The following is a 25,820-nucleotide window of genomic DNA, read 5'->3' on the forward strand; positions in this document are numbered from 1 at the left end:
CTCACACCCCTCGCACCCCCTCGCCCCCGCACCCCGCCCCGCGTCCCGGACCCCCCGGCACGGCGCGTGCTAGCGTCCCGGGGCAACTCGGGGACGCGGGGACGGCGTCCTCGCAGTCGGGACCGCCCGCCGGACACCCGCCGTCCGCACCGTGCGGCGGGGCCGGCGACCTTCAGAGACCACCAGGCCGGGACGACGTACCGCCGGGACGGCTCCCGGCCGGTGCGGACGCGGGGGAAGACGGAGAGAGCCGAGTGACCACCGCCGAGCCGACACGCGCCGAGGACGTTCCCGGGACCGGGACGCGAATACGGCTGCCCGCTCCCCGGCGCCCGGTCTCCGCGGAGGCCCCGGAGGGCCGGCTGAGGAGCCTGCTGCGCCACCCGGTGGCGGTGACGACGGCGGTGGCCGCGCTCTGCCACGTGCTGTGGTTCTTCTTCTTCGCCAACAGCGGGGGGGACCTGGCCGCCCAGGACGCGTGGGCGGAGTTCGTCGGGCGCCACCCGGACTCGGCGTACAACCTGGCCTGGTACGGGGGGATGCACCCGGTCTCGTACAGCGTGGTGTCGCCGTACCTGATGTCCGTGCTCGGCGTGCGCTCCACGATGATGCTGGCCGGGACGGCCTCGGCCGCGCTGACGGCGCTGATCCTGACCCGGGTGCGGGCCGTCCGCAATCCGCTGGCCTGCTCGATGGCCGGGGTGTTCGCGTTCGTCTGCAACGCACTGTCGGGGCGGGTCACCTTCGGCCTGGGCATGCTGTTCGCGCTGGGCGCGGTCGCGGCGGTCTTCTGCTGGCCGCACAAGTGGCGCTACAAGCGCTGGGCGAAGGCCGCGACGGCGGCGCCGCTGGCCGGCCTGGCGACGGCGGCGAGCCCGGTGGCGGGGCTGTTCCTGGGCGTGGTCGCGGCCGCGCTGTTCCTGCACAAGCGGCGCCCCGGCGCGTACGCGCTCGGGCTCGCCCCGGTCGTGGTGGTGGCGCTGTCGGCGTGGCTGTTCCCCTTCTCCGGTACGCAGCCGATGTCGCTGGGCTCCACGTCGCTGCCGTTCCTGTTCGGCGTGCTGGTCGCGGCGCTGGTGCCGAAGAGCTGGGCGACGGTGCGCACGGCGGCCGCGGTCTACTCCCTGGGCACCCTGCTGACCTGGCTGATCGACTCGCAGATCGGGTCGAACATCTCGCGCCTGCCGATGCTGTTCGCGGGGGTGGCGCTGCTGGCGGTGCTGCCGTACACGGTGCCGCGCTCGCGGAAGTGGTACGCGGTGCTGCTCGCGTTCGCGGGCCTGAACGCCTGGATCGGGTTCAAGGGCGTCGATGACGTGATCCGCACGGCCCCCGACGCGTCCTGGGCGCGCGAGGCGGCGCCGCTGATCAACCAGCTGCAGCAGCTGGGGGCGGAGAAGGCGCGCGTCGAGGTGGTCCCGGCCCGCAGCCACCGGGAGGCGTCCGCGCTCACCCCGTACATCAACCTGGCGCGCGGCTGGAACCGGCAGGCGGACCTCCAGCGCAACCCGATCTTCTACGACGACACCCTGAACCCGGTCAACTACCAGGACTGGCTGGACCGCTGGGCGGTGCACTACGTGGTGCTGCCGAAGGGCGAGCCGGACCCGGGCGGCAAGCAGGAGGCGGAGCTGGTCGACGAGGGCCTGCCCTACCTCAGGCAGGTCTGGTCGGACGCCAACTGGCGCCTGTTCGCGGTCGAGGACCCGATGCCCCTGGCGGACCCGCCGGCGGTGGTCGACAAGGCGGGCGCGAACGAGGTGACGATCCGGGTGTCCACGGCGGGCCGCGTCCTGATCCGCATCCCGTACTCGCCGTGGCTGTCGCTCCTGGACGACCAGGGCAAGAAGGTCGAGGCGCCGTACGAGACGGAGGAGTCCAAGCGCTTGCGCGAGGACGACGAGGAGCGCCGGAAGACGTTCGTGAACCCGTACGGCTGCCTGCTCAAGACGGAGGTGGACTCGGAGGGCGACGAATGGACGGAACTCATCGCCCCCCACCCGGGCACCTACCGCCTGGCGGCCCCGTACAAGATGTTCCCGCGGGGGACGCCTTGCCCGGAGGAGTTGCGGTGAGGAAGAGGGCGGCCTCCCGCCTGACCTGACGAAGGCCCCCGTTCGGTGCGAACGGGGGCCTTCGCGGTACCTCCGGGTCCGGTGGTCCTCTGTTCAAGCCTGTCCAACAGCCTTTACCAGCCATCCTCCGACACGCTTCTTGTCACTGTGACAGGAATCGAACTACCTTTTAAAACATGCAAGATGACGCGTGGTCGCCCACGCCAGTGCTGCTGACGGTCGACCTCGTGGTCCTGACCCTGCGCGAGGGGCGGTTGTGTGTCCTGCTCGTCGAGCGAGGGGAAGATCCTTTTCAGGGCATGAGGGCTCTGCCCGGAGGCTTCCTCAGTCACGCCGGTGAAGGGATCCTGGACGCTGCCCATCGTGAACTGAGCGAGGAAACATCCCTGGCCGCCGGTTCCGTACACCTTGAACAGCTGGCCATCTACGGGGATGCGGGCCGTGATCCACGGGGCCGAGTCGTTTCCGTGGCCCATCTGGCGATCGCACCAGGACTTCCCGAACCCGTCGCTGGAACGGACGCGGTGGACGCAGAGTGGGTCCCCGCGGCGACCGTCCTCTCGGGTGAGCTGGAGCTGGCTTTCGATCACCGAAGGATCGTGACGGACGGGATCGAGCGTGCACGCACCAAGCTTGAGTTCTCCGCGCTGGCCACGGCCTTCTGCGGAGAGCTCTTCACCATCGCCGAGTTGCAGCAGGTGTACGAAGCGGTCTGGGGCATCGGGCTCGACACTCGCAATTTCTACCGGAAAGTCCAAGCCGTAAAGGGATTCATCACTCCCTCGGGCTCGGGACGCAAGACCACGGGAGGCCGGCCCGCGCGTTTGTACAGAGCCGGACCGAAGAGGGTTCTGTACCCGCCACTGATCCGGACTGTGCCACCCGGGACGGAAGAGCACACGGGGGAAGAAGGGGAGTAGATGTCGAAGGACCTGGTGGTGATCCTCACCGCCCTCAATCTCGAGTACCAGGCTGTAAGTCATAGGATGTCCGACCTGCGGGTGCACCGCCATGAACGTGGGACACGGTTCGAAGTGGGAACGGTGCAGGGCACATCGTGCCGGGTTGTGCTCGGGCTGACGAATAAGGGAAATCAGTCTGCGGCGGTGATCGCTGAGCGCGCCGTCCAGGAGTTCTCGCCGGTGGCGTTGTTTTTCGTCGGCGTTGCAGGTGCGCTGTGGAGCACCGCCAGACTGGGTGACGTGGTGATGGCCACACACGTGTACGCGTACCACGGCGGAACCAGTGAGGACGACGGGCTCAAAGCCCGGCCCCGGGTGTGGGAGGCGCCGCACGGGATCAGCCAACTCGGCTCGCACCTGGCTCGTGTGAACGACTGGGCCGATGAGACGCCCGATTCCGGACGCCCGCCCGAGGTGCGCTTCGGCGCGATCGCCGCTGGTGAGATCGTGCAGAACTCGAAGATCTCGGCAGAGGCACGGTGGATCCGGCAGCACTACAACGACGCGCTCGCGATCGAGATGGAGGCCGCCGGCGTGGCTCAGGCCGGCCATCTCAATGGAGCACCCGTGGCCATCATCCGGGGGATCAGCGATCGCGCGGACGGTACGAAGAACAGTGCAGAGGACCGCAACTGGCAACCAAGGGCCGCAGCGAACGCGGCGGCATTTGCCACACGCCTGGCTGTGGAATTGGTGGCAGAACAGGAGCAGACCGCTATGCCCCATGCAGGCAGGTCCCAGGAGTCCGGAGCATTCAAGGGAAACGTCAACAACACTGCCCACCACAGCACCGTTGGCATCATGGCTGGTTCGGTCGAGGGGAGCAGCGTCCACGTGAACACTGCTCCGAAGGCGACAAGCCCGGCAGATGCCGTCCATGAACTGGACGGATTCCGCGAATACCTGAAGCGTTACCACGCTGAGGGCGCCCTGGACGGCGACACCTACCAAGAGGCGCTGGCCGAACTGGGATTTGCTCGCCGATCGGTAACGGAGAACACTCCCGGATCCTCCAAGAGGGCGACCATGGCGCTCAAGAGGCTACGCGGTCTGGTCGCAGACCTTCCCGAACTGGTGGGCATGCTGGCCCCCTTGGTCGTCGCAGTGGGTGGTTTGTCATGAACAACGGTATGGGAGGCACGTACAACTCCGCTTCCTTCGACTCCACGGTCGGTATCCAAGCCGAGACCGTGCACAACTCCAACGTCTATTTCGTCCATCCGGATGCTTCACCACAAGAGAAGTACAAGGTTGGCGTTCGGTTCCTGGAGGATGGCATCCCCAGCCGCGCTCGCGACATGATCAGTGACGCGATTGCCCATGGATACGACAACGCCGAGGTTCGCTTTTACTGGGTGCTTGCCATGCTCAGCGCCCGCGCTTTGCACGACCTCAACAGCGAAGATGTGCAGCGGCTACAGAAGACCGCCGAGCTCGTACCGAACTACGCCGAGGGAGAGTGGAAGGAGGCTCTGAGCGTCGCCTTCGACGTGCTGGAGATGTTCAGCACCGCGGACGGTGAGACGGACCAAGTACTCAAGCGATTGCTGGCCTTGTCACCACGCCAGCGTGACGCGATGTTCCACCACCTCGACCTCGTGCTCACTGGAGGACTGAAGGACAGCTTGTGGGCCGGGAACCGTGAACAAGCCGAGACGGATCGTTTCGGTAATGAACGCGTCCAACGAGTCTGGTCGTATTTCGAACCCGATCCGATCGGTCCACGGGCCCTGCCACCCCGTCCGAGTACCGCTGCCGCTGCCAAGGCCGCCCTTCCGGTTCCCGCAGGGCTTTTCGTCATCAGCGCCGCTTTGCTGTGGGTCCTCGCGCTGGTCGCGAACCCGGTTGCGGCGTCCGTCCAGATCTCGGTTGCGCTCGCTGCGGCCTTGGCCGCAGCACACTTCGGTCGCCGATGGTGGTATCGGGAACGCCAGATCAAGGCCAAGAGCCCGCAACCACAGGCTGCGTACGCGGGCGATGTCGCTTCGGCCGAGGACGGATTCACCAAGCGTGTCCGTCATTCGTTCGACCATTACTTCAGTGTCCGCGCGCCCTACGGGTTCACGCCGAACGAATGGCTCGGTTACACCGTTCACATCCGCAGCGCCCTGATCGCCGAGATTGCGTTTGTGTACCGCGAGAGTCGCATCAGTGTGGACCGGGTCAACTGGCTGATTCGATACCTGGCCGAGGACGCCAGAGATCGTCACAACAACGGGACCCTGTTCGACCGGCGTCACCAGGGAAATGCACTGTCAGTGGTGATGACCAAGGTGCTGTGCACGGTCGCCCTTGTTGCCCTCGGGATCACGACTCTCATTCTGTTAGGAATAGTTGCCTCAGGTTCGGGGTCAGCTCAGATCCTGCTGGCCACCCTGGCGACAGCCGGCGTGGGCTGGTCTGGACAGGTGGCCACATCCTTCTGGCTGGAGGCTTGGGGGGAGGAGCGTCGACTTGCCGAGGAATCTCTGGAGCATCAAGGTCGACTGGCTGCGCGACAGGGCGCTTACCAGCGGTGGAAGTCCTTCCTGGACTCCGTGAGGCCTAGTGAACTGGAAATGGAGAACTGGCTCACCTGTGACAAGACGCTCTTCGTGGACGAAGCCCTCCGTAATTACCAGCTCACCTGGCGCGATCTGATCACTCACACAATCCTGGTGACTCCCGCGCGGCCCTACAAGCGGGGGCGTGTGAGGGGCGGCCCTTGGCGGTACTCGCGTTACAGCTTCCGCCTTTTCCTGGTTACGCAGGATGGCGTTCGTGAGGTAAGCGCGGAATTTGACTTTGCCGACGCGAAACGCGGGGACGAGCAGCGCAGTAACTATCGGTTCGATGCGTTGTCATCGGTGCAGGTGACGGAACGCTCGCAGATCGGCTACGACCTGGAACTCGTTCTGACCAACGGTCCGGCGAGGAGGATTCGGGTCAAGGATGCCGACACTCATCAGATGGCCCCGGATGAGAACGCCCAAGAGATCTCCGAAATAAACTTGAACTCGGCTGGATTCATCCATACCTTCCGTCTCTTGGAGGGTATCGCGGCGGATGGGAAGGGCTGGATCGAACGAATTAATCCCAACAACTTGCCGCACTTCCGCGTCGTCGACTGACCCTTCTTGGACTTCCAGGGTGGGGACGGGCCGGAGTGTCGGAGTCCGGTCCGCCCTCCCATCAGGCAAGCGGGGGTTCGAACTGAGGAGTGCTCATGGCCGCCACGGAAGACGTCTCTGAGATCAGCCTGCTGCTGGCTGAGTACGACCGGATCAAGGAGGAGCAGAAGACTCGAATAGGATTTCGAGACAACCTGCTCTACTTCACGCTTGCCGCGTCCACCACAGTCCTGGCGGTGGCTGCTGAGAGCAGCCAGGCCCAACTGCTGCTTGCCGTGCCGGTGATCTGCCTGGTCCTAGGCTGGACCTACCTGGTCAACGACGAGAAGATCTCGGCGGTCGGCTGCTACATCCGTGGTCAGTTGGGACCACGGCTGGCTGAGCTGAGTGGTGCCCAAGGCACGGTATTCGGATGGGAGACCTACCATCGCGAGGATGCGAGCCGCACCACGCGCAAACGACTTCAGACTGCCGTGGATCTGTTCACGTACTTTGCCGTGCCACTGGCCTGCGTGACCGGATTCTGGTGCTCACCTCAGGTCAGGCCGCTACTCGTGTTTGTTTCCCTCGGCCAGTCACTGGCCCTGATCGTGTTGGGCTGGCAGTTCCTGCGCTATGCGGAGTGGTAGGGCAATCCTCTTCCATCCGCGCGAACGGCCCCGGACGACGTGCGTCCGAGGCCGATCAGATGGTGCCCCCGGCAGGATTCGAACCTGCGACACCTGCTTTAGGAGAGCAGTGCTCTATCCCCTGAGCTACGGAGGCGCGACCGCTGTGGGCGGTCCTGGGACAGGGTAGCGGATGGGGCGTGGCGCTGGTGGAGGGGTTTCTCCCGGGGAGCCCGTCGTGTCCGGGCCCGGCCGCCCCCGCCCCCGCGGCAGCCCGGCCCCCGCGACAGTCCGGCCGCCCCGGCCCCCGCGACAGCCCGGCCCCCTTCCCCCAGGCCCCCCACCCCCCGATCTTGCCGCCCCCCTCCCCCGTCCCCTAGCGTCGGGCTCCGTGAATCGTGGCGAGGCAGTGCTCACCGGGCCCGGTGCGCCCTTCGAGGTCGTGGACGGGGTGTACGCGGGCGGGGCCCGGACCCTGCGGGAGTTCGTCGAGGTGACCTGGGCCCTCGGGGACCGGCCCTTCCTGGTGGCCGAGGGCGGGGTGTGGTCCTACCGGGAGTTCTTCGACGAGGCCTGCGGGCTCGCCCGGGCGTTGCTCGGGCGGTACGGGGCCGTGCCCGGGGACCGGGTCGCGCTGGCGGCGCGCAACCTGCCCGAGTGGCAGATCGCCTTCTGGGCCGTGCAGTTGGCCGGGCTCGTCGCCGTACCCCTGAACGCCTGGTGGGGGCCGGAGGAGACCGCGTACGCCCTGGACGACTGCGAGCCCTCCGTCCTGCTCGTCGACGACGAGCGGGTCGCCGGCGTGGAGGCGTGGGCACGGGGGCGGGGCGTGCCCGTCGTGGTGATGTGTGGCGAGGTGCGGGGGCATCACGCGTACGTGCCCGACCGGGATCCGTACGCCGGGCCGCCCGACCTCCACGTCCTGCCCGAGCACGACTCCACCCTCATCTACACTTCCGGCACCACCGGGCGGCCCAAGGGCGCCGTCGCCACCCACCTCGCGCAGGCCGGGGCCGCCATGAACCCCCGTTTCCACGCCGCCCTCGCCGCCCTGGAGCGCGGCGAGGTGCCGGGGAGCGCGCCGCCGCCCGTCTTTCTGGTGACCTTTCCCTTTTTTCATGTCGCCGCCTTCACTTCCGTGTACTCCGTGATGGCCAGTGGCGGCGCGCTCGTCATGATGCGCAAGTGGGACGCCCGGCAGGCGCGCGGGCTGATCCGCGAGCACCGCGTCACCCACTTCTCCGGCGTGCCCACCACCGCCCTGCGGCTGCTCCGGGACGCCGAGGAGGCCGTGGACCCGATGGAGAGCCTGAGGCACCTCAACACCGGGGGCGCCCCCGCCCCGCCCGTCCTCCTGGAGCGCCTCGCCCGGGTCTGCGGCGAGCGCGTGGAGCCGCGCACCGGGTACGGGCTCACCGAGACCTGTGGCGGGGTGCTCGCCAGTTCCGGGGCCGGGTACCGGGCCGATCCCGCCGGTGCCGGGCGGCCCAGCCCCGTCACCGAGGTGCGCGTCGACGCGCCCGAGGGGGAGCCGGGCGAGCTGCTGCTGCGCGGCCAGTCCCTGGTGCGCGGCTACTGGCGCGACGAGGCCGCCACCCGCGCCGCCTTCACCCCCGACGGCTGGCTGCGCACCGGCGACCTCGCCGTGCTGCGCGACGGGCGGGTGAGCGTCGTGGACCGGATCAAGGACGTGATCCTGCGCGGCGGCGAGAACGTGTACTGCGTCGAGGTGGAGGGGGTCCTGCTCGACCACCCCGCCGTGCGCGACGCCGCCGTCCTCGGCGTGCCCCACCCCGAGCTCGGCGAGGAGGTCGCCGCCGTGGTGCGGCTCGCCGAGGGCGCCGCCGCCACCGCCGAGGAGCTCAGGGCGTACGCGGCCGGGCGCCTCGCCGCCTTCAAGGTGCCCGCCCTGCTCTTCGTACGCACCCTCCCGCTGCCCCGCAACGCCACGGGGAAGGTGCTCAAGCGGCAGCTGAAGGAGGAGGTGGCCGGGGCCTGATCCGCGTGCGCGGCCCTACGTCCGGGTCACCCGGACCCGGTAGTTGCCCTCCGCGTCCTCGTCCATCACCGTGATGCGCACCCCGTTCTGCCGGTCGATGAACGTCTCGCCGGGGCGGTACGGAGCGTCCGACAGCTCCGCGTGCACGTTCGGGCGGCGGGTGCAGCCGCCGCTGCCGCGGTCGCTGTCCGCGACCGTCACCGGGCCGTGGCCGGTGTCCACGCCCGACTCCACCTTGTAGACCAGCACGCCCGGTTCGCACACGGCCTCGTCGTTGCCGCCGCGCGCGCGGACCTCGACCGCGTACCCGGACTCCCCGTTCAGCGGGACGAACGCGAGCTTGGGGCCGCCGGGCTGGGACAGCGGGGTCAGGACGTACTCGTTGGTGCCCGCGCCGGTCGCGCAGCCCACCTGCTCGTTGTCCAGCCAGCCCAGCTTCCACTTGTGCCAGCCGAGCAGGTCGTTGTTGGCCCCCCAGTCCTCGCTCATGATGTCCCAGTGCCCGACGGTGCCGCCGCCGTCCGTCGTGTACAGGTCGGGCAGTCCGAAGACGTGCCCGTTCTCGTGCGGCAGCACCCGGAAGCCGGTCTCGGGGAAGGAGCCCGAGCCGTCGTCCTGGCGGCTGTAGACGAAGGACGTGTTGGACAGCGGCACGCCGTCCGCGTAGGGCGCCTCGTCGTTGCCGGAGAAGGTCACCGACAGGACGGTGTCCAGGGCGGAGGGGCCCGCGTTCGGGGTGACCAGGATGTTCACCAGGTCGTACGCGCTGAAGTCCACGTGGGGGTCGGCCGCCGTCACGATGTCCTCGACCAGCTGCTTGTAGCCCGGCTCGTAGGGCGCGCCGCGCTCTATCCCGTACGCGGCGAACGGCATCGGCATCCGCAGCCACTCGGCGATCGGGGCGTACGGGCGGTAGCTGAGCCGGCCGTAGGAGCTGGTGCGGAACCAGTCGGAGGTCTGCGGGAAGAACTCGGCGAGCCGGTCGGCGGCGGCGCCCTCCCCGGGCGCGTCCGGGAAGTCGATCATCAGGTTGAGCGCGCGGACCTCGCCGGTGGAGCGGGCGTACCCGGGGGACGTCGGCATGCCCTCCGACATCTGCACGCCCATGGTGGACGCGATCCGGCAGGGCCCCAGCGGGGAGGAGTCGCGGACCGCCGCCACCGGGCCGGCCGAGGCGCGGCTGGGGTTCGGCAGGCTGGTGCTCGCCGAGGCGAGGGCCGCGAGGGCGAGGACGGTGACGGCCGCGGAAGCGGCGGGTCTGCGTATCCTCCGGCGGCTTCGGTGCATGCGAGAACGCCTTCGGCCGGGGCAGTCGGCCTGCTCCGGACTGCACTCAGTGCGATCAGCCTGTGACGGGTGGTGCCGGTGCGCGCGCCGGGTGGCCCAACAGGGGGGTGTGCCGGGACGCCCCCGCGCACTGCTCCGTTCGTGTGGCACAGGTCACAGGGGGGCGTGAAATAACCGGGGACGGTTTCCCCGTTTGGATACGTGTCCCCAGCGAAACGGGGAGCCGTTCCCCGCTTCGGGGGGCGGCGGGAAAATCCCCGTACCGAACGCCCGAAGCGAACCGAAGGAAGTGGCCCCGTGAAGCCGGTCTCCGAGAGCGCACCCCGCCGCGTCCCGCGCCCGCGCGCCGACGCGCTGCGCAACCGGGAGCGGATCGTCGCGGCGGCCCGCGAGATGTTCGTCGAGCACGGGCCCGAGGTCCCCTTCGACGAGATCGCCCGGCGCGCCGGGGTCGGCAACGCCACCCTGTACCGCCACTTCACCGACCGGGCCGCCCTGGTCCACGAGGTCGTCCTCAGCGTCCTGGACCGCAGCACGGCCCTGGCGCTGGAGGCCGCCGAGGAGGAGGCCGACGCCTTCGCCGCGGTGCGCCGCTTCGCGCACGCCTCGGTCGACGAGCGCATCGGCGCCCTGTGCCCGATGCTCTCCGGGGCCTTCGACCAGGCCCATCCCGAACTGCTCGCCTGCCGCGACCGCCTGGAGGCCGCCGTCCAGCGGCTCTTCGACGCCGCGCAGGAGGCAGGCAGGCTCCGCGCCGACGTCGCCGTCGGAGACCTGATGGTCGCCATCGCCCAGCTGACCCGGCCGCTGCCCGGCACCGCGTGTGCCGACTTCGACCGGTTCACCCACCGTCACCTGCAGCTGTTCCTCGACGGACTCGAGGCGCCCGCGCGCTCCGAGCTCCCCGGAGCCGCCGCCACCCTGGAGGAACTGCGGCGCGAGTCCTGCCCCGAGGCCTGACCGCCCCCGCCTTCCCGAGAGCCCGCCCCCTCCCGCGAACCCGCCTCACCGCCGGCCCCTGAGGGCCCGCGGACCCGCCTTCCCGAGAGCCCGCGACGAGCGGGCCCGTAAAGGTCCCGCGGCCGCCGTCGTGCGCCGCGAGGCGCCGAGCCCTGCCCCCGCACGTCCGCGACACCGCCCGTCCCGCCCGTTACGCACCACTAGGTGGCCCGTTCCATGTCCCAGAACTCACCGTCCGCCTCCCTCGACCCCGGTCGGTGGAAGGCGCTCGTCTTCATCGCCCTGGCCCAGCTCATGGTCGTGCTCGACGCCACGATCGTGAACATCGCCCTGCCCTCCGCCCAGCAGGACCTCGGCATATCCGACGGCAACCGCCAGTGGGTCATCACCGCCTACGCCCTCGCCTTCGGCGGACTGCTCCTGTTCGGCGGCCGCATCGCCGACCTGTGGGGCCGCAAGCGCACCTTCGTCGTCGGCCTGATCGGCTTCGCCCTGGCCTCCGCCCTCGGCGGCGCGGCCAACGGCGAGGGCATGATGCTCGGCGCCCGCGCGCTCCAGGGCGCCTTCGGCGCGCTGCTCGCGCCCGCCGCCCTCTCGCTGCTCGCGGTGATGTTCACCGACGCCAAGGAGCGCGCCAAGGCCTTCGGCATCTACGGCGCGATCGCCGGTGGCGGCGGCGCCGTCGGCCTGATCCTCGGCGGCTTCCTCACCGAGTACCTGAACTGGCGCTGGACGTTCTTCGTCAACATCCCGTTCGCGATCGTCGCCGCCCTCGGCGCGTACTTCGTGATCCGCGAGCCGGCCGGCGGCCGCAACCGCGCCCCGCTGGACGTCCCCGGCGTCATCCTGTCCACGCTCGGCCTGGTCTCCCTGGTGTACGGCTTCACCCGCGCCGAGTCCGACGGCTGGACCGACCCGGTCACCCTGGGCCTGTTCATCGGCTCGGTCGTGCTGCTCGGCGCCTTCGTGGCCGTCGAGGCGAAGGTCAAGTCCCCGCTGCTCCCGCTGCGCGTGGTGACCGACCGCAACCGCGGCGGCGTCTACCTCTCGCTGGGCCTGGCCGTCATCGCGATGTTCGGCCTGTTCCTCTTCCTCACGTACTACCTCCAGGTGGTCAAGGGCTACTCGCCGGTCAAGACCGGCTTCGCCTTCCTGCCGATGATCGCGGGCATGATCACGGGCTCCACCCAGATCGGCACCCGGTTGATGACCCGCGTGCCGCCGCGCCTGCTGATGGGCCCCGGCTTCCTGACCGCCGCGCTCGGCATGCTGCTGCTCACCCAGCTGGAGATCGGCTCCTCGTACGCCGGTCTGATCCTGCCCGCGCAGCTGCTGCTCGGCCTGGGCATGGGCACCGCGTTCATGCCGGCCATGTCGCTGGCCACGCACGGCGTCCAGGCGCGTGACGCCGGTGTCGCCTCCGCGATGGTCAACACCTCGCAGCAGGTCGGCGGCGCCATCGGCACCGCCCTGCTGAACACCATCGCCGCCTCGGCCACCACCGCGTACATCACCGACCACGCGGCGGGCGCCACCACCGCGCAGGCGCGGCAGCTGCTCGCGCTGCGCGGCATGGTCGAGGGCTACTCGGCCGCGATCTGGTGGGCGGTCGGCATCCTGGTCGTCTCGGCGACGATCGCCGTGACGCTCATCAACACCGGCCGCCCGGGCGCCTCCACGGCCTCCGGCGCGGACGAGGGCGCCGAGGACGAGGTGAAGGTCCCCGTCATCGCGCACTGACCCGGGGTGCGTCCCCCAGGTGGCCTGCCCTGGTTCCGCTCAGCGGAGCCAGGGCAGGTCCGCGTCCGGGCCGGTGGGCTGCAGGCCCTCGGCCACCAGGCGCATGATCTCGCCGAGCTGGCGGACCTGTTCGGGGGAGAGCCGGTCGAAGATCGCCTGGCGCACGGCGGTGACGTGGCCGGGGGCGGCCTTGCTCAGTACCTCGAAGCCCTCGTCGGTCAGTACGGCGTTCTGCCCGCGCTTGTCCGACGGGCAGTCCTCGCGGCGCACCCAGCCGTTCTTCTCCAGCCGGGCCACCGCGTGCGAGAGCCGGGAGCGGGTGATCTTGGCGTCCTTGGCCAGCTCGGTCATCCGCTTGCGGCGGCGCGGCGCCTCGGAGAGCTGGACGAGCAGGCCGTAGTAGATGTGCGGCATGCCCGCGTCGCGCTGGAGCTGGCGGTCGAGGCTGTCGTCGACGAGGGTGGTGGCGTGCCGGTACGAGCGCCAGACGGCCTGCTCCTCGGCGTCGAGCCAGCGGGGCCCGACGGCCGGCTCGGCAGCCGGTTCGACAGCGGTTGCGACGGCGGGGGTGTCGGGGGCGCCGGCGGTTCCGGCGGTTCCGTTCGCGCGGGTGGGTGCCGTGTTCATGCATCCACTGTACGACCTTTCCTTGAAAGTTGAACTAGATCCCGCTACCCTTCTCGTACGTTGAGCTTGAAAGTTCAAGGAGATTGAGCGCAAGGAGTCGCCATGGCCACCGCAGCACCCGAGCGGATGCCCGCCCTCTACCTCTCCCACGGCGCCCCGCCGCTGGCCGACGACCCCGTCTGGCCCGGCGAGCTCGCCGCCTGGTCGGCCGCGCTGCCCCGGCCCCGCGCGATCCTCGTCGTCTCCGCCCACTGGGAGGAGGCGCCCCTCGCCCTCGGCGCCACCGAGACGGTGCCCCTGGTGTACGACTTCTGGGGCTTCCCCGAGCACTACTACCAGGTCCGCTACGCCGCGCCCGGCGCCCCCGGGCTCGCCGAGTCCGTCCGCAAGCTGCTGCGCGCGCCCGGCACGCCGGTGCAGGACGTCCCGGACCGGGGCCTGGACCACGGCGCGTACGTCCCGCTGGTCGAGATGTTCCCCGGCGCCGACATCCCGGTCCTGCAGGTCTCCATGCCCACCCTCGACCCGGTCCGCCTCCTGGAGATCGGCCGCCGCCTCGCGCCGCTGCGGGACGAGGGCGTGCTGATCGTCGGCAGCGGCTTCTTCACCCACAACCTGGCGGCCCTGCGCCACCCGGGCGGCACCCCCGGCTGGTCGGCCGAGTTCGACGCCTGGGGGCGCGAGGCCCTGGAGGCGCGGGACGTGGACGCGCTGCTCGACTTCGAGCGCAAGGCCCCCGCCGGGAAGCTGGCCCACCCCAGGACCGAGCACTTCGCCCCGCTCTTCGTGACGCTGGGCGCGGCGGAGGCGCACGGCGAGCTGGCGGACGGGCGCAGCGTGATCGACGGCTTCTGGATGGGGCTCGCGAAGCGGTCGGTGCAGTTCGGCTGAGGACGGGCCCGGGGTGGGGCGCGCGCCCGGGGCGGGCCGCGAGGCGCGGGCCCCGGCTCCGTATCCCGAACCCACTCCGTACTTTTCTCGCAATAGGCGATCAATCGGACATCCCGAGCAACCTCGGGGTGTCCGATCCCGTCTAAGGGGGAGAAGTGCGGGCATCCGCAAGGCGTCACGGTGTGATCGCGGTCTCATTCGAGCGCCGCACAGGGGCGGGCCAAGGGCCTGGAGCGGGTTCCGGAAGAAGTCGCTCCGCAGGGCCTGACCTGCACTTCTGTACGTTCTTGCAGGATCCGTGCCGACTCGGTGGCGGCACAGGGTACTGCATGATCGCGAAATCGAGAGCACGGCTTGGGAATTCTGTCCGGATTCCAGTCGTTGTTTCCATCGGATGCAGGGCACCCGAAAGGTGTCGCGACCTACTCAGCAAGGGAGCACGCATGGCAACCCGTGCCGTCGCCCGTCGTCAGTCCGCTTCCGGTGGGACTGGCCGGGCAAGCAGCGTTCGCGCCGTGGGCGGGGAGATCGCCGACCGCGACCTGGTCGGCATGTATCTCGACGAGATCGCGCGCACGCCCCTGCTCGACGCCGCCAAGGAGGTCGAGCTCTCGCAGACGATCGAGGCCGGGGTCTTCGCCCGGCAGATCCTCGACGGCGAGCTCGAGAGCGAGGCCGGCGGGGCCTCGCGCGAGGAGCTGGAAGCACTGGCCGCCGAGGGCGAGCGCGCCAAGGACCTCTTCATCAAGTCCAACCTGCGCCTGGTCGTGGCGGTCGCCCGCCGCTACCCGCGCAGCGGCCTGCCCCTGCTCGACCTGGTCCAGGAGGGGAACGCGGGCCTGGTGCGCGCGGTGGAGAAGTTCGACTACGCCAAGGGCTTCAAGTTCTCGACGTACGCGACCTGGTGGATCCGCCAGGCGATCACCCGCTCCATCGCCGACCAGTCCCGCACCATCCGGCTCCCCGTCCACCTGGTGGAGGAGCTCGGGCGCATCCGCCGGGTGCAGCGCGAGTTCAACCGGGAGAACGGCCGGGACCCGGAGCCCGCCGAGGTGGCCGCCGAGCTCGGCTCCACCCCCGAGCGCGTCACGGACGTCCTGGACTGGGCGCGCGACCCGGTCTCGCTGAACATGTCGGTGGACGACGAGGGCGAGACCCAGTTCGGCGACCTCCTGGAGGACACCTCCGCGGTGTCGCCCGAGCAGTCCGTGCTCTCGCTGCTGCGCAGCGAGGAGCTGGAGGACCTGATCGGCAAGCTCGACAACCGCACGGCCTCGATCATCCGCATGCGGTACGGCATCGAGGACGGCCGCGAGCGCACGCTGACCGAGGTCGGCAAGCAGCACGGCCTGACCCGCGAGCGGATCCGGCAGATAGAGAAGCACGCGCTGCTGGAGCTCAAGCGCATGGCCCGCGACACGGGCTTCGACGCGGCGGCGTAAGCGGTACGCACGTACGTGGACGAGGGGCCCGGCCCCGGACGGCTGATCGCCTCCGGGGCCGGGCCCCTCCTCGCGTACGTACCGCCCGTGCTCAGTGCACCAGCTCGCGCTCCGGGGCGCCGGCCTGCTCAGGGAGCGCGTCCCCGCCGCCCTCCACGTGCTGCTTCGGCCTGCGCGGCAGCGCGAACATCACCGCGAAGATCGCCACCAGCACGGCCACCACCCACCACAGCGAGTCCTGGAACGCGCCGGTGAACGCGCTGCCCGTCTCCTGCGGCGCCACCGCCAGCCGGCCCTCGTCGATGGAGCCGAAGAAGACCACCGACACCAGGGCGAGGCCCAGCGCGTTGCCCATCTGCTGCACCGTGTTGATCAGGCCCGAGGCCGATCCCGCGTGCTCGCGCGGCACCTCGGAGAGCACCGCGTCCGTCAGCGGCGCCACGATCAGGCCCATGCCCAGGCCCATCACGACCAGCGGCGCGATCATCTGCCAGGAGTGGATCGAGGTGCCGTAGCGCCCGGCCTCCCACAGGTAGAACAGCACGCCGGACGCCATCACCAGCGCGCCCGTCTGGAGCACCCGGCGCCCGAAGCGCGGCACCAGCTGCTGCACCGAGATCCCGGCCGCCACCGACACGGCCACCGAGAACGGCACCCCGGTCAGGCCCGCCCGCAGCGGGCTCCAGCCCAGGCCGATCTGCATGTACAGGGTCCACACCAGGAAGAAGATGCCCAGCGCGACGCCGAAGGTCAGCTGCACCACGATGCCCGCCGCGAAGCTCTTCACGCGGAACAGCGAGAGCTCCACCAGCGGCGAGCCGTCCTTGCGGGTCTTGTGGCGCTCGTACGCCACCAGCGCGGCGAACACGACCGGGCTCGCGGCCATGCACACGAAGCCCCACACCGGCCAGTCCAGCTCGCGCCCGCGCGTCAGCGGGTAGACGAGCAGCAGCAGCCCCGCGGTGACCAGGACGACGCCGACCAGGTCCAGCTTCAGGGCCTTGGGCGCCTTGGACTCGACGATGAACTTCCGGCCGAGCAGCAGGCCCGCGACGCCCACCGGCAGGTTGATCAGGAAGATCGGCCGCCACTCCAGGCCGAACAGGTTCCACTGGGTCAGCAGCGCGCCCAGCAGCGGCCCGGACACCGCGCCGAGGCCGATGATCGCGCCGAACATGCCGAAGACCTTGCCGCGCTCGTGCGCCGGGAACGTCACGTGGATGATCGACAGGACCTGCGGCACCATCAGCGCCGCCGCCGCGCCCTGGAGCAGCCGCGAGGCGACGAGCATCTCCTGGTTCGCCGCGAACCCGCACAGCGCCGAGGCCAGGGTGAACCCGGCGGTGCCGAGCAGGAAGAGCCGCTTGCGGCCGAATATGTCGCCGAGGCGGCCGCCCGTGATCAGCCCGGCGGCGAACGCCAGCGCGTACCCCGCGGTGATCCACTGGATCGCGCCGAAGGTGGCGCCGAGGTCGCGCTCGATGCTGGGGATGGCGATGTTGACGATGGTCGCGTCGACCAGGTCCATGAACGCGGCGGTCATGACGATCGCCAGCGCGATCCAGCGGCGGCGGTCCGCCGGGTCGCTCGCGCCGGACGGCGCCGGGGTGGTGGGGGCCTGTGAACTCATGACGACGACACTAACCGCCGTGTAGGACAGGTCATGTCCTACTTCCCGGGCATGCTGGGCCCATGACGGACACCCCGGCACGCCTGCTGAACCTGCTGTCCCTGCTCCAGACCCCGCGCGAGTGGCCCGGCAGCGAGCTGGCCGAGCGGCTCGGCGTCAGCGCCCGCACCATCCGCCGCGACGTGGACCGGCTGCGCGAGCTCGGCTACCCCGTCGAGGCGTCGATGGGCGCGGCCGGCGGCTACCGCCTGGTGGCCGGCGCGGCGCTGCCGCCGCTGCTCCTGGACGACGAGGAGGCGGTCGCCATCGCGGTGGGCCTGCGGGCCGGGGCCGGGCACGCCATCGAGGGCGTGGAGGAGGCCTCCGTACGGGCACTGGCCAAACTGGAGCAGGTGCTGCCCTCGCGGCTGCGCCGCCGGGTCTCCGTCCTCCAGCACGCCACGCTCCCGCTGACCCGGGGCGACGGCGCCACCGTGGACCCGCACACCCTGACCACCATCGCCTCGGCCGTCACCGGCCGGGAGCGGCTGCGCTTCGGCTACCGGGCCGGGGACGGCACGCCCAGCAGGCGCCAGGTGGAGCCCTACCGCCTGGTGTCCACGGGCCACCGCTGGTACCTGGTCGCCTACGACCTGGAGCGCGAGGACTGGCGGACGTTCCGGGTGGACCGGGTCGACGAGCCGTTCGCGACCGGGGCCCGCTACACCCCGCGCGAGCTGCCCGCCGAGGGCCCCGCGCAGATGCTGGGGCAGTCGCTGCACCGGGGGCGGCCCGAGCTGGAGGTGGACGTGGAGTTCCGGGCCCCGGCGGAGTGGATCGCGGCCCGGCTGCCCCGGTCGTTCCCGGCGGCGCGGGAGACCGGCGAGGGGGTGTGCCGGGTGCGCGGGCCGATGGCGGACTCGGTGGAGTGGATCGCCCTGCACCTGGCCCTCACCGACCGGCCGTTCACGATCCGCTCGCCCGAGCCGCTGCGGGCGTACGCGGCGGCCCTGGGGGAGCGGCTGTCGGGGGCGGCCGCCGACTGACGGACGGACCGGGGCGGCGGACCCGGGCCCTTGGGGGCCCCTGGAGGCCCTTGGGCCCGCCGCCCCGGCCCGGGTGGTGGGCCCAAGGGCCCGAATGTGTCCGGTCGTGCCCGATCGGTTGGCTTCGGCCGCACCCCCGCCGTACTCTGCAAGGGAAACCACACGTTCGGGCAGAGAACGGACCCAAATCCACATGTACGCACCGGAGCGCCAACAGGAGATCCTCCGCATCGCCCGCGACAGCGGCCGGGTGGACGTGCTCTCCCTGGCCGACGCCTTCCAGGTGACCGCCGAGACCATCCGGCGCGACCTCAAGGCCCTCGACCGGGCCGGGCTCGTCCGGCGCGTCCACGGCGGCGCCATACCGGCCGGGCGGCTCGACTTCGAGCCCGACCTGGCCGAGCGCGAGTCCGCCGCCGCGGACGAGAAGGACCGCATCGCCCGCGCCGCCCTCGCCGAACTCCCCGCGGACGGCAGCGTCGTCCTGGACGCCGGGTCCACCGTGGCCCGCCTCGCCGCGGCCTTCCCGCTGGAGTGCTCGCTGACCGTCGTCACCCACGCCCTCCCCGTCGCCGCCCGGCTCGCCGACCACCCCGGCATCGACCTGCACCTGGTCGGCGGCCGCGTCCGGCACCGCACCCGCGCCGCCGTCGACGCCTGGGCGCTGCGCGCGTACGGGGAGATCCGCGCCGACGTCGTCTTCCTCGGCGCCAACGGCTTCTCGCCCGAGCACGGCCTGACCACCCCCGACCTCGCCGAGGCCGCCGTCAAGCGCGCCGCCGTCGCCGCCGCCCGCCGGGTCGTGCTCCTCGCCGACTCCGCCAAGTCGGGCGCCGAGCACTTCGCGCGCTTCGCCGGACTCGCCGACGTCGACCTGCTCATCACCGACAGCGGGCTCGACCCGCAGGACGCCGCCGCCATCGAGGCCGCCGGCACGGAAGTGGTACGCGCATGATCCTCACCGTCACCCCCAACCCGTCCCTGGACCGCACCTACGAGGTCCCGGCGCTGGAGCGCGGCGAGGTGCTGCGCGCCCGCGCCGAACGCGTCGACCCCGGCGGCAAGGGCGTCAACGTCTCCCGGGCCGTCGCCGCCGCCGGCCACCGCACCCTCGCCGTCGTCCCGCTCGGCGGCGCCCCCGGCGCCCTGGTCGCCGAACTCCTGGCCGCCCAGGGCATCGAGGTCGCCCCCGTCCCGCTCGCCGGACCCACCCGCTCCAACATCGCGCTCGCCGAGCCCGACGGCACCCTCACCAAGATCAACGCGCCGGGGCCCGAACTCACCCCGGACGAGGCCGCCGCCCTGGTCGCCGCCGTCGGCGCGCACGCCCCCGACGCCGACTGGATCGCCTGCTGCGGCAGCCTGCCGCGCGGCCTCACCCCCGACTGGTACGCCGAACTGGTCGCCCGCGCACACGACTTCGGCAGCCGCATCGCCCTGGACACCTCCGGGCCCTCGCTGCTCGCCGCCCTCGCCGCCCGCCCCGACGTGGTCAAGCCCAACGCCGACGAGCTGGCCCAGGCCGTCGGCCGCCCGCTGCTCACCGTCGGCGACGCGGTGAAGGCCGCCGGGGAGCTGCGCGAGCGGGGCGCGGGCGCCGTGCTCGCCAGCCTCGGCGCGGACGGGCAGGTGCTCGTCTCCGGCGACGGCACCTGGTTCGGCTCCGCAGGCGTCGACACCGTCCGCTCCAACGTCGGCGCGGGCGACGCCTCCCTCGCCGGCTTCCTGGCGGCGGGCGGCGAGGGGCCCGAGGCGCTGGCCGCGGCCGTGGCGCACGGCGCCGCCGCCGTCCAGCTGCCCGGCAGCCAGATGCCCACCCCCCACCACCTGGACGCCTCGGCGGTCACCGTGACCGGCGACGTCCCCCTGGACCGAGTACTCAGCGAGCAAGGGAGCCCGCGATGAGCCAGATGATCGGCGCGGACCTGGTCGACCTCGACCTGTCCGCCGGCACCAAGGAGGCGGCCGCCCGCTCGCTCGCCGAGCGCATGGTCGCGCGGGGCCGGGTCACCGACCTCGACGGCTTCCTGGCCGACGTGGCCGCCCGCGAGGCGCAGATGCCCACCGGCCTGGACGGCGGCATCGGCATACCCCACTGCCGCAGCGCCCACGTCACCGAGCCGACCCTGGCCTTCGGCCGCTCCGCGCGCGGCATCGACTTCGGCGCTCCGGACGGGCCCGCCGACCTGGTGTTCCTGATCGCGGCCCCGGCGGGCGCGGACGACGCCCATCTGACGATCCTGTCCTCGCTGGCCCGCCGCCTGATGGACGAGTCCTTCACGACGGCCCTGCGCGCGGAGTCCTCCCCGGAGCGGGCGGCGGCACTGATCGCGGGCGAGGAGGCCCCCGAGGCCCCCGCGTCCGCCGAGACCGCCGAGGCCCCCGAGGCCGCGAGCCCCGGGGCGCCCGAGGCCCCCGCGGCCACCGGAGTCCCGGCCGCCGGTGCCCCGTTCCGCATCGTCGCCGTCACCTCCTGCCCCACCGGCATCGCCCACACCTACATGGCCGCCGAGGCCCTGGAGCAGGCCGGGCGGGCCGAGGGCGTGGAGCTGGTCGTGGAGACGCAGGGCTCGGCCGGGTTCACCCGGCTCGACCCGGCGGTGATCGCGGCGGCCGACGGCGTGGTCTTCGCGCACGACGTGCCGGTGCGCGACAAGGAGCGGTTCGCCGGGAAGCCCACCGTGGACGTGGGGGTTAAGGCGGGCGTCAGCCGGCCCGCCGAGCTGATCCGCGAGGTCCGCGAGAAGGCGGCGCGCGGCGACGTCACCGCCCCGGCCGCCGCCACCCCGGTGGAGGGCGCGGGCGAGCCGGGCGAGGGCTACGGCACCAAGCTGCGCAAGTGGCTGATGTCGGGCGTCAGTTACATGGTCCCGTTCGTCGCGGCCGGCGGTCTGCTGATCGCGCTCGGCTTCGCGATCGGCGGCTGGACCATCGACAAGGCCCCCTCGGTCGCCGAGCACTTCGTGTGGACCGAGTCCACCAGCTGGGCGGCGCTGCTGTTCCAGGTCGGCGGCCTCGCGTTCGGCTTCCTGGTCCCGGTGCTCGCCGGGTACATCGCGTACGGGATGGCGGACCGGCCCGGTCTGGTGCCGGGCTTCGTCGGCGGCGCGGTCGCGCTGACCATCAACGCGGGCTTCCTGGGCGGTCTGGCCGCCGGTCTGATCGCGGGCGGCACGGTGCTGGCGATCCAGCGGGTGAACGTGCCCGCGGCGCTGCGCGGCATCATGCCGGTCGTGGTGATCCCGCTGATCTCCTCGGCCGTGGTCGGCTTCCTGATGTTCCTGGTGGTCGGCAAGCCGATCGCGTCGCTGCAGAAGGCGCTCACCGACTGGCTGTCCGGCCTGTCCGGCGCCAACGCGGTCGTCCTGGGCGTGATCCTGGGCCTGATGATGTGCTTCGACCTGGGCGGTCCGCTGAACAAGGTCGCGTACGCCTTCGCGGTCGGCGGCCTGGCCACCCCCAACGAGGGCTCCCTGAAGGTCATGGCGGCCGTGATGGCCGCGGGCATGGTCCCGCCGCTGGCGATGGCGCTGGCCACCACGGTGCGCGGCAGGCTCTTCACCAAGACGGAGCGGGAGAACGGCAAGGCCGCCTGGGTGCTGGGCGCTTCCTTCATCACCGAGGGCGCCATCCCGTTCGCCGCCGCCGACCCGCTGCGGGTCATCCCGGCCGCGATGGCGGGCGGCGCGGTCACCGGCGCCCTGTCGATGGCCTTCGAGTGCACCCTGCGGGCCCCGCACGGCGGTGTGTTCGTGATCCCGCTGATCGGCAACCCGCTGCTCTACCTGGTGGCGATCGCCGCCGGTACGGCCGTCAGCGCGGGCCTGGTCATCCTCCTCAAGGGCGCCCGCAAGCAGCCCCAGGAGGCCCCGGTGGCGGCGGACGAGGAGCCGAAGGTCCCGGTCGCGGCCTGACCGCCGCGCGCCTCACCGCGCACCCCGGCGTGAGCCGCACCCGATCCGGACCCCCGGGCCCCGCCCGGGGGTCCGTCCCGTACGGACCGCCTTCAGCGCACCTTGGCGCGCAGCTCCATCGCCTCGCGGGCCGCCTCCTGGTCCGCGTACACCTCGCACATGTGGCGGCCGTCCGGCGTCGCCGTGTGCTCGACCTCCCACAGGCTCGTCTCGCTGCCGTCGACCAGCAGGAACGCGTGCTCGTACAGCGTGAACCCGGCGTCGCGGCCCGCCTCCTGCGCCAGCGGGCACAGCCGGCCGAAGACCTGCGTGATGTGGTGCGCGAACGCGCCGCGCAGCCGCCGGGCGGTGTCCTCGCCGGGGTGGTCGGGGTTCTCCGCGCGGCGCAGCACCCGGCGCGCGTGGTCCGCGGAGTTGTCCGGCGTGTACGTGCGCGGAGCCGGGAGCACCGGGCGGGCCAGCATCGCCGCCAGCGTCTCCAGGTCCCCGTCCAGGTCGTCGTCGCCACTCCCGCCCAGCACGTCCGGGGCCTCGGGGAAGCCCATCGGCAGCCGGGAGGCCGCCAGCCGCGCCTCGGTCTCCTCCGCGTACAGCTCGTGCTGCTCGGCGCCGTCGCGGCCGGTGTTGTGCACCAGCTCCCACAGCGTCAGCGAGTCCCCGTCGGGCATCAGGAAGACGTGCTTGTACGTGGCGCGGTGCAGGGCCGCGCTGTGGTGCGAGGAGTGCAGCGAACCGGCGTGCGCGAGGGCGGACTCCAGGCGCTCGATCATCGCGTCGGGCAGGTCGAAGGAGTTGAGCGCCCGGCCCATGAGCCGCCGCAGGTGCGCCTCGGTGGTCTCGTTCGGATCGTTCAAGGGGAGTCTCCAGGCATTCGCCGTCGCCGCATGTCACTCGGTGCTTGCTTAACGTAGTCCCTGGGTCTGACATCGTGTCCGGGGTTTCGGTCAAAACGACGGGGGCGCACGGGAAGTTCCCTGTGCGCCCCCGTCGTTGGGCCCCCGGGCGCGCCGCCCGGCGGGCCCGTGCGTCAGGCCCCGCCCGGCCCCTCCCCGTACAGGTCGGAGTAGGAGGGGAAGCTTCCGCCGGGGCCGTCCACGCCCCGCGCGGCCAGCACGGCCTGCACGATCGCCCGGCAGACCACGTCCGCGCCCGCCGCGAGGACCTCGTTGAGGGCGAGCGGGTCCGCCGCGTCCAGCGGGCGGGCGCCGGTCGACAGGGCGAAGACGGTGTCCCCGTCGTTGAGCAGGTGCACCGGCCGCACGGCGCGCGCGATGCCGTCGTGCGCCGTCCCGGCCAGTTTCTGCGCCTGGGCCTTGTCCAGGGCCGCGTCGGTGGCCACGACCGCCAGGGTGGTGTTCAGCGGGGGCATCCCGATCGCCGCCCGTGTCTCGTTCAGGCGCTTGACGGCCGCCTCGTGCACCGCCGCGTCCGGAAGGGGAACGGGCCCGTCCGAGGTCGCGAAGTGCCGTCCGTACAGCACCCCGGTGCGCGGGTCGAGCGCCGAGCCGACCGCGTTCGCGGCCACCAGCGCCGCCACCGTGGCCCCCGACGGCAGCACGGTGCTCGCCGTCCCGATGCCGCCCTTCATGCCGCCGATGAGCGCCCCCGTCCCGGCGCCCACCGCGCCCGTGGCGAACGGCGCGCCCGGCTCCGCCGCGGCCGCCGCCTCCACCGCCGCCCGCCCCGTCGACGCGTCCGGCCTGGCCCGCCAGTCGCCGCCCCGGCCCAGGTCGAACAGGCAGGCCGCGGGCACCACCGGCACCACCCGGCCGGGCCCGCCGACCGGGATGCCGCGCCCCTGCTCCTCCAGCCAGGCCATCACCCCGCCCGCCGCGTCCAGGCCGTACGCGCTCCCGCCGGTCAGCACGACCGCCTCCACCCGGGGCACCAGGTTGCGCGGGTCCAGGGCGTCGGTCTCCCGGGTGCCCGGACCGCCCCCGCGCACGTCCACGGCGGCCACCGCCCCGCCCTCGGGCGCGAGCACGACCGTGGTGCCGCTCAGCGCGCCGTCACCGGCCACGCGCGCGTGGCCGACCCGCAGGCCGGCCACGTCCGTCAGTGCGTCATTGTTGGTCATGCCCCCTGCGTACCACGGGGCCCGCGACCGCAGGACCCCCTGTCGAGCGCCCTTCCAGGGGCGGCGCCGGACCCGCGCGGGCACCCCGGCGCCCGCGCCCTCACGCCCGTACGGGCCGCTGGTGCAGCACCACCCCGACCGCCACCGCGACCGCCGACACCAGGCCCGCCGCGAGCACCGCCCACGAGCCGGCGAACGTGCACGCCAGGACCGCCAGCGCCGTCACCGGCAGCACCAGCTGCTGGGCGGGCCCGCTCTTGAAGTGCCGCGCGTGCAGCAGCCACACCGTCAGCAGGAACAGCGCCGCCGGCACCGTCACCGCCGCCGACGCCGCGAACGTCGAGACGTGCGCCTTGCCGACCGCCTCCTCCACGGCGACCTCCAGGCCCGCCCCGATCGCCGCCGCCGACGCGAACACCAGCAGGTGCCCGTACCCCCACGGGATGGCCTCCCGGTTGCTGCTCAGCCGGTCGCCCGCCGGGACCGCGAAGTAGATCCACCAGGCCGCGAAGACGATCAGGACGCCGCCCGCCGCGATCGGCAGCAGCTCGCCCACCGCGTCGTGCTCGTCCATCGCCGACTGCACCGCGACCGTGGCCCCCGTCAGCGTCTCGCCCAGCACGATCAGCGTGAACAGCCCGTAGCGCTCGGCGATGTGGTGCGGGTGCCAGGGCGTCGGGTGGTTCCGCTCGGCGACCACCGGCACCAGCAGCTCCGCCACCACCACCGCCAGGAACAGCCAGTGCTTCGCGCCGGCGGGCGCGAACAGCAGCCCCACCCAGGCCGCCTGGCAGACCACCAGGCCGGTCGCGTACCGGGTGTTCGTGCGCCGCGCCGCGCTGCCCGGCGGCTCGGACGCGGCGGCCCGCAGCCACTGGGCCGTCAGCGCCACCCGCATGATCAGGTAGCCGATGACGGCGACCGTCCAGTCGTCGGCGTCGAACGCGCGCGGCACCCCCGCCGCGTACACCAGCACGCCCGCGATCTGCACCAGCGTCATCACCCGGTAGGGCACGTCGTCGCAGTCGTAGGCGGAGGCGAACCAGGTGAAGTTCATCCAGGCCCACCACACGCCGAAGAAGACGAAGAAGTAGCCGGTGATCCCGGTGCCGTAGTGGCCCTCGGCGAGCGCGTGCACCAGCCGCACGCCCGCCTGGGCGACGGCCACGACGAAGCAGAGGTCGAAGAAGAGCTCCAGCGGGGTGGCCGCCCGGTGCTCCTCGGCGCGCCCGCGCGCGACCATGCGGCGCAGCGGGGCCGTGGGGGACGAATGTGTCATGGCCCCAGCACAGCAGAGCGGGCCCGGCCGGACGGCCAGACGCGCGCTGCCGGTGCCCCGGGCGGTGGACACGCGGGCCGCGGTCGGTGGACACGCGGGCCGCGGACGGGCCGCGCCGCCGGGGCCCGCGGCCGCCTCGATCTCGGACTGCTTCAGCGCCGCCGCCTGGGCCTCGGGGCCCTTGCCCGCGGCCA

General features: G+C 72.0%; 21 protein-coding genes and 1 tRNA gene. 15 read left to right on the forward strand and 7 right to left on the reverse strand.

Annotated features, from left to right (window positions below; genetic code table 11):
* Positions 1-254: 254 nt before the first annotated feature.
* From ABT160_RS36345 to ABT160_RS36365, 5 genes are all read left to right on the forward strand, one after another.
* Complete coding sequence (locus tag ABT160_RS36345; protein ID WP_502984366.1) at positions 255-2,075, forward strand: DUF8823 domain-containing protein; 1,821 nt, start codon at positions 255-257, stop codon at positions 2,073-2,075.
* 176 nt (positions 2,076-2,251) lie between these two features.
* Positions 2,252-2,995 (forward strand): NUDIX hydrolase, encoded by a 744-nt coding sequence (locus ABT160_RS36350; protein ID WP_351652271.1) that lies wholly within the window; start codon positions 2,252-2,254, stop codon positions 2,993-2,995.
* Positions 2,996-4,159: a 5'-methylthioadenosine/S-adenosylhomocysteine nucleosidase family protein gene (locus tag ABT160_RS36355; RefSeq protein ID WP_351652273.1), complete on the forward strand. Its 1,164-nt coding sequence runs from the start codon at positions 2,996-2,998 to the stop codon at positions 4,157-4,159.
* The gene (locus tag ABT160_RS36360; RefSeq protein ID WP_351652275.1) at positions 4,156-6,147 is read left to right on the forward strand and encodes a hypothetical protein; all 1,992 of its coding nucleotides are present in this window, start codon (positions 4,156-4,158) and stop codon (positions 6,145-6,147) included. Before ABT160_RS36355 ends, ABT160_RS36360 begins: the two co-directional genes overlap by 4 nt.
* Before the next feature lie 95 nt (positions 6,148-6,242).
* Positions 6,243-6,776 carry a hypothetical protein gene (locus ABT160_RS36365; protein ID WP_351652277.1) on the forward strand — a complete coding sequence of 178 codons (534 nt, stop codon included), beginning with the start codon at positions 6,243-6,245 and terminating at the stop codon, positions 6,774-6,776.
* 60 nt (positions 6,777-6,836) lie between these two features.
* Here the strand turns inward: ABT160_RS36365 and ABT160_RS36370 are convergent.
* A tRNA-Arg gene (locus ABT160_RS36370) sits at positions 6,837-6,912 on the reverse strand.
* 234 nt (positions 6,913-7,146) lie between these two features.
* On the opposite strand from ABT160_RS36370, the gene ABT160_RS36375 reads away from it, so the two are divergent.
* Positions 7,147-8,754, forward strand: coding sequence for a class I adenylate-forming enzyme family protein (locus tag ABT160_RS36375; RefSeq protein ID WP_351652279.1), 1,608 nt, complete (start codon positions 7,147-7,149; stop codon positions 8,752-8,754).
* Between the two features lie 15 nt (positions 8,755-8,769).
* Here the strand turns inward: ABT160_RS36375 and ABT160_RS36380 are convergent, their stop codons facing one another.
* On the reverse strand, positions 8,770-10,041 hold the full coding sequence (locus ABT160_RS36380; protein ID WP_351652281.1) for a M6 family metalloprotease domain-containing protein: 1,272 nt from the start codon (positions 10,039-10,041) through the stop codon (positions 8,770-8,772).
* 297 nt (positions 10,042-10,338) lie between these two features.
* Between ABT160_RS36380 and ABT160_RS36385 the strand changes: the two genes are divergently transcribed.
* The gene (locus ABT160_RS36385) at positions 10,339-11,001 is read left to right on the forward strand and encodes a TetR/AcrR family transcriptional regulator (protein ID WP_351652283.1); all 663 of its coding nucleotides are present in this window, start codon (positions 10,339-10,341) and stop codon (positions 10,999-11,001) included.
* A gap of 216 nt (positions 11,002-11,217) precedes the next feature.
* Positions 11,218-12,741, forward strand: coding sequence for an MFS transporter (locus tag ABT160_RS36390; protein WP_351652285.1), 1,524 nt, complete (start codon positions 11,218-11,220; stop codon positions 12,739-12,741).
* Positions 12,742-12,780: 39 nt separating this feature from the next.
* On the opposite strand, the gene ABT160_RS36395 is transcribed toward ABT160_RS36390, so the two are convergent.
* On the reverse strand, positions 12,781-13,368 hold the full coding sequence (locus tag ABT160_RS36395) for a MarR family winged helix-turn-helix transcriptional regulator (protein ID WP_351652287.1): 588 nt from the start codon (positions 13,366-13,368) through the stop codon (positions 12,781-12,783).
* 102 nt (positions 13,369-13,470) lie between these two features.
* On the opposite strand from ABT160_RS36395, the gene ABT160_RS36400 reads away from it, so the two are divergent.
* On the forward strand, positions 13,471-14,259 hold the full coding sequence (locus ABT160_RS36400; RefSeq protein ID WP_351652289.1) for a dioxygenase family protein: 789 nt from the start codon (positions 13,471-13,473) through the stop codon (positions 14,257-14,259).
* Between the two features lie 443 nt (positions 14,260-14,702).
* On the forward strand, positions 14,703-15,701 hold the full coding sequence (locus tag ABT160_RS36405) for a sigma-70 family RNA polymerase sigma factor (protein WP_351652291.1): 999 nt from the start codon (positions 14,703-14,705) through the stop codon (positions 15,699-15,701).
* A 91-nt stretch (positions 15,702-15,792) separates the two neighbouring features.
* On the opposite strand, the gene ABT160_RS36410 is transcribed toward ABT160_RS36405, so the two are convergent.
* The gene (locus tag ABT160_RS36410; RefSeq protein WP_351652293.1) at positions 15,793-17,331 is read right to left on the reverse strand and encodes an MFS transporter; all 1,539 of its coding nucleotides are present in this window, start codon (positions 17,329-17,331) and stop codon (positions 15,793-15,795) included.
* A gap of 62 nt (positions 17,332-17,393) precedes the next feature.
* Between ABT160_RS36410 and ABT160_RS36415 the strand changes: the two genes are divergently transcribed.
* The 4 genes from ABT160_RS36415 to ABT160_RS36430 all read left to right on the forward strand — a co-directional run bounded on the left by ABT160_RS36415 (position 17,394) and on the right by ABT160_RS36430 (position 22,270).
* On the forward strand, positions 17,394-18,356 hold the full coding sequence (locus ABT160_RS36415; protein WP_351652295.1) for a helix-turn-helix transcriptional regulator: 963 nt from the start codon (positions 17,394-17,396) through the stop codon (positions 18,354-18,356).
* Between the two features lie 193 nt (positions 18,357-18,549).
* The gene (locus ABT160_RS36420) at positions 18,550-19,311 is read left to right on the forward strand and encodes a DeoR/GlpR family DNA-binding transcription regulator (protein WP_351652297.1); all 762 of its coding nucleotides are present in this window, start codon (positions 18,550-18,552) and stop codon (positions 19,309-19,311) included.
* Positions 19,308-20,261, forward strand: coding sequence for a 1-phosphofructokinase (pfkB, locus tag ABT160_RS36425; RefSeq protein WP_351652299.1), 954 nt, complete (start codon positions 19,308-19,310; stop codon positions 20,259-20,261). The genes ABT160_RS36420 and pfkB overlap by 4 nt, the downstream gene beginning before the upstream one ends.
* A complete protein-coding gene (locus ABT160_RS36430; protein WP_351652301.1) occupies positions 20,258-22,270 on the forward strand; it encodes a PTS fructose transporter subunit IIABC in 2,013 nt (670 codons plus the stop codon). The genes pfkB and ABT160_RS36430 overlap by 4 nt, the downstream gene beginning before the upstream one ends.
* Positions 22,271-22,362: 92 nt before the next feature.
* Here ABT160_RS36430 and ABT160_RS36435 read toward each other — a convergent pair whose 3' ends face one another.
* The 3 genes from ABT160_RS36435 to ABT160_RS36445 form a co-directional block, all read right to left on the reverse strand.
* The gene (locus tag ABT160_RS36435; protein WP_351652303.1) at positions 22,363-23,124 is read right to left on the reverse strand and encodes a DUF6227 family protein; all 762 of its coding nucleotides are present in this window, start codon (positions 23,122-23,124) and stop codon (positions 22,363-22,365) included.
* A 173-nt stretch (positions 23,125-23,297) separates the two neighbouring features.
* Positions 23,298-24,347, reverse strand: a complete 1,050-nt coding sequence (locus ABT160_RS36440; RefSeq protein ID WP_351652305.1) for a P1 family peptidase — start codon at positions 24,345-24,347, stop codon at positions 23,298-23,300.
* Between the two features lie 100 nt (positions 24,348-24,447).
* Entirely contained in the window at positions 24,448-25,626 is a 1,179-nt protein-coding gene (locus ABT160_RS36445; protein ID WP_351652307.1) for a low temperature requirement protein A, read from the reverse strand.
* Between ABT160_RS36445 and ABT160_RS36450 the strand changes: the two genes are divergently transcribed.
* A partial coding sequence (locus tag ABT160_RS36450) for a hypothetical protein (protein ID WP_351652308.1) occupies positions 25,625-25,820 on the forward strand: 196 nt, incomplete at its 3' end. The genes ABT160_RS36445 and ABT160_RS36450 overlap by 2 nt on opposite strands.

It is taken from the genome of Streptomyces sp. NPDC001941, assembly GCF_040296945.1.
Lineage (GTDB): Bacteria > Actinomycetota > Actinomycetes > Streptomycetales > Streptomycetaceae > Streptomyces.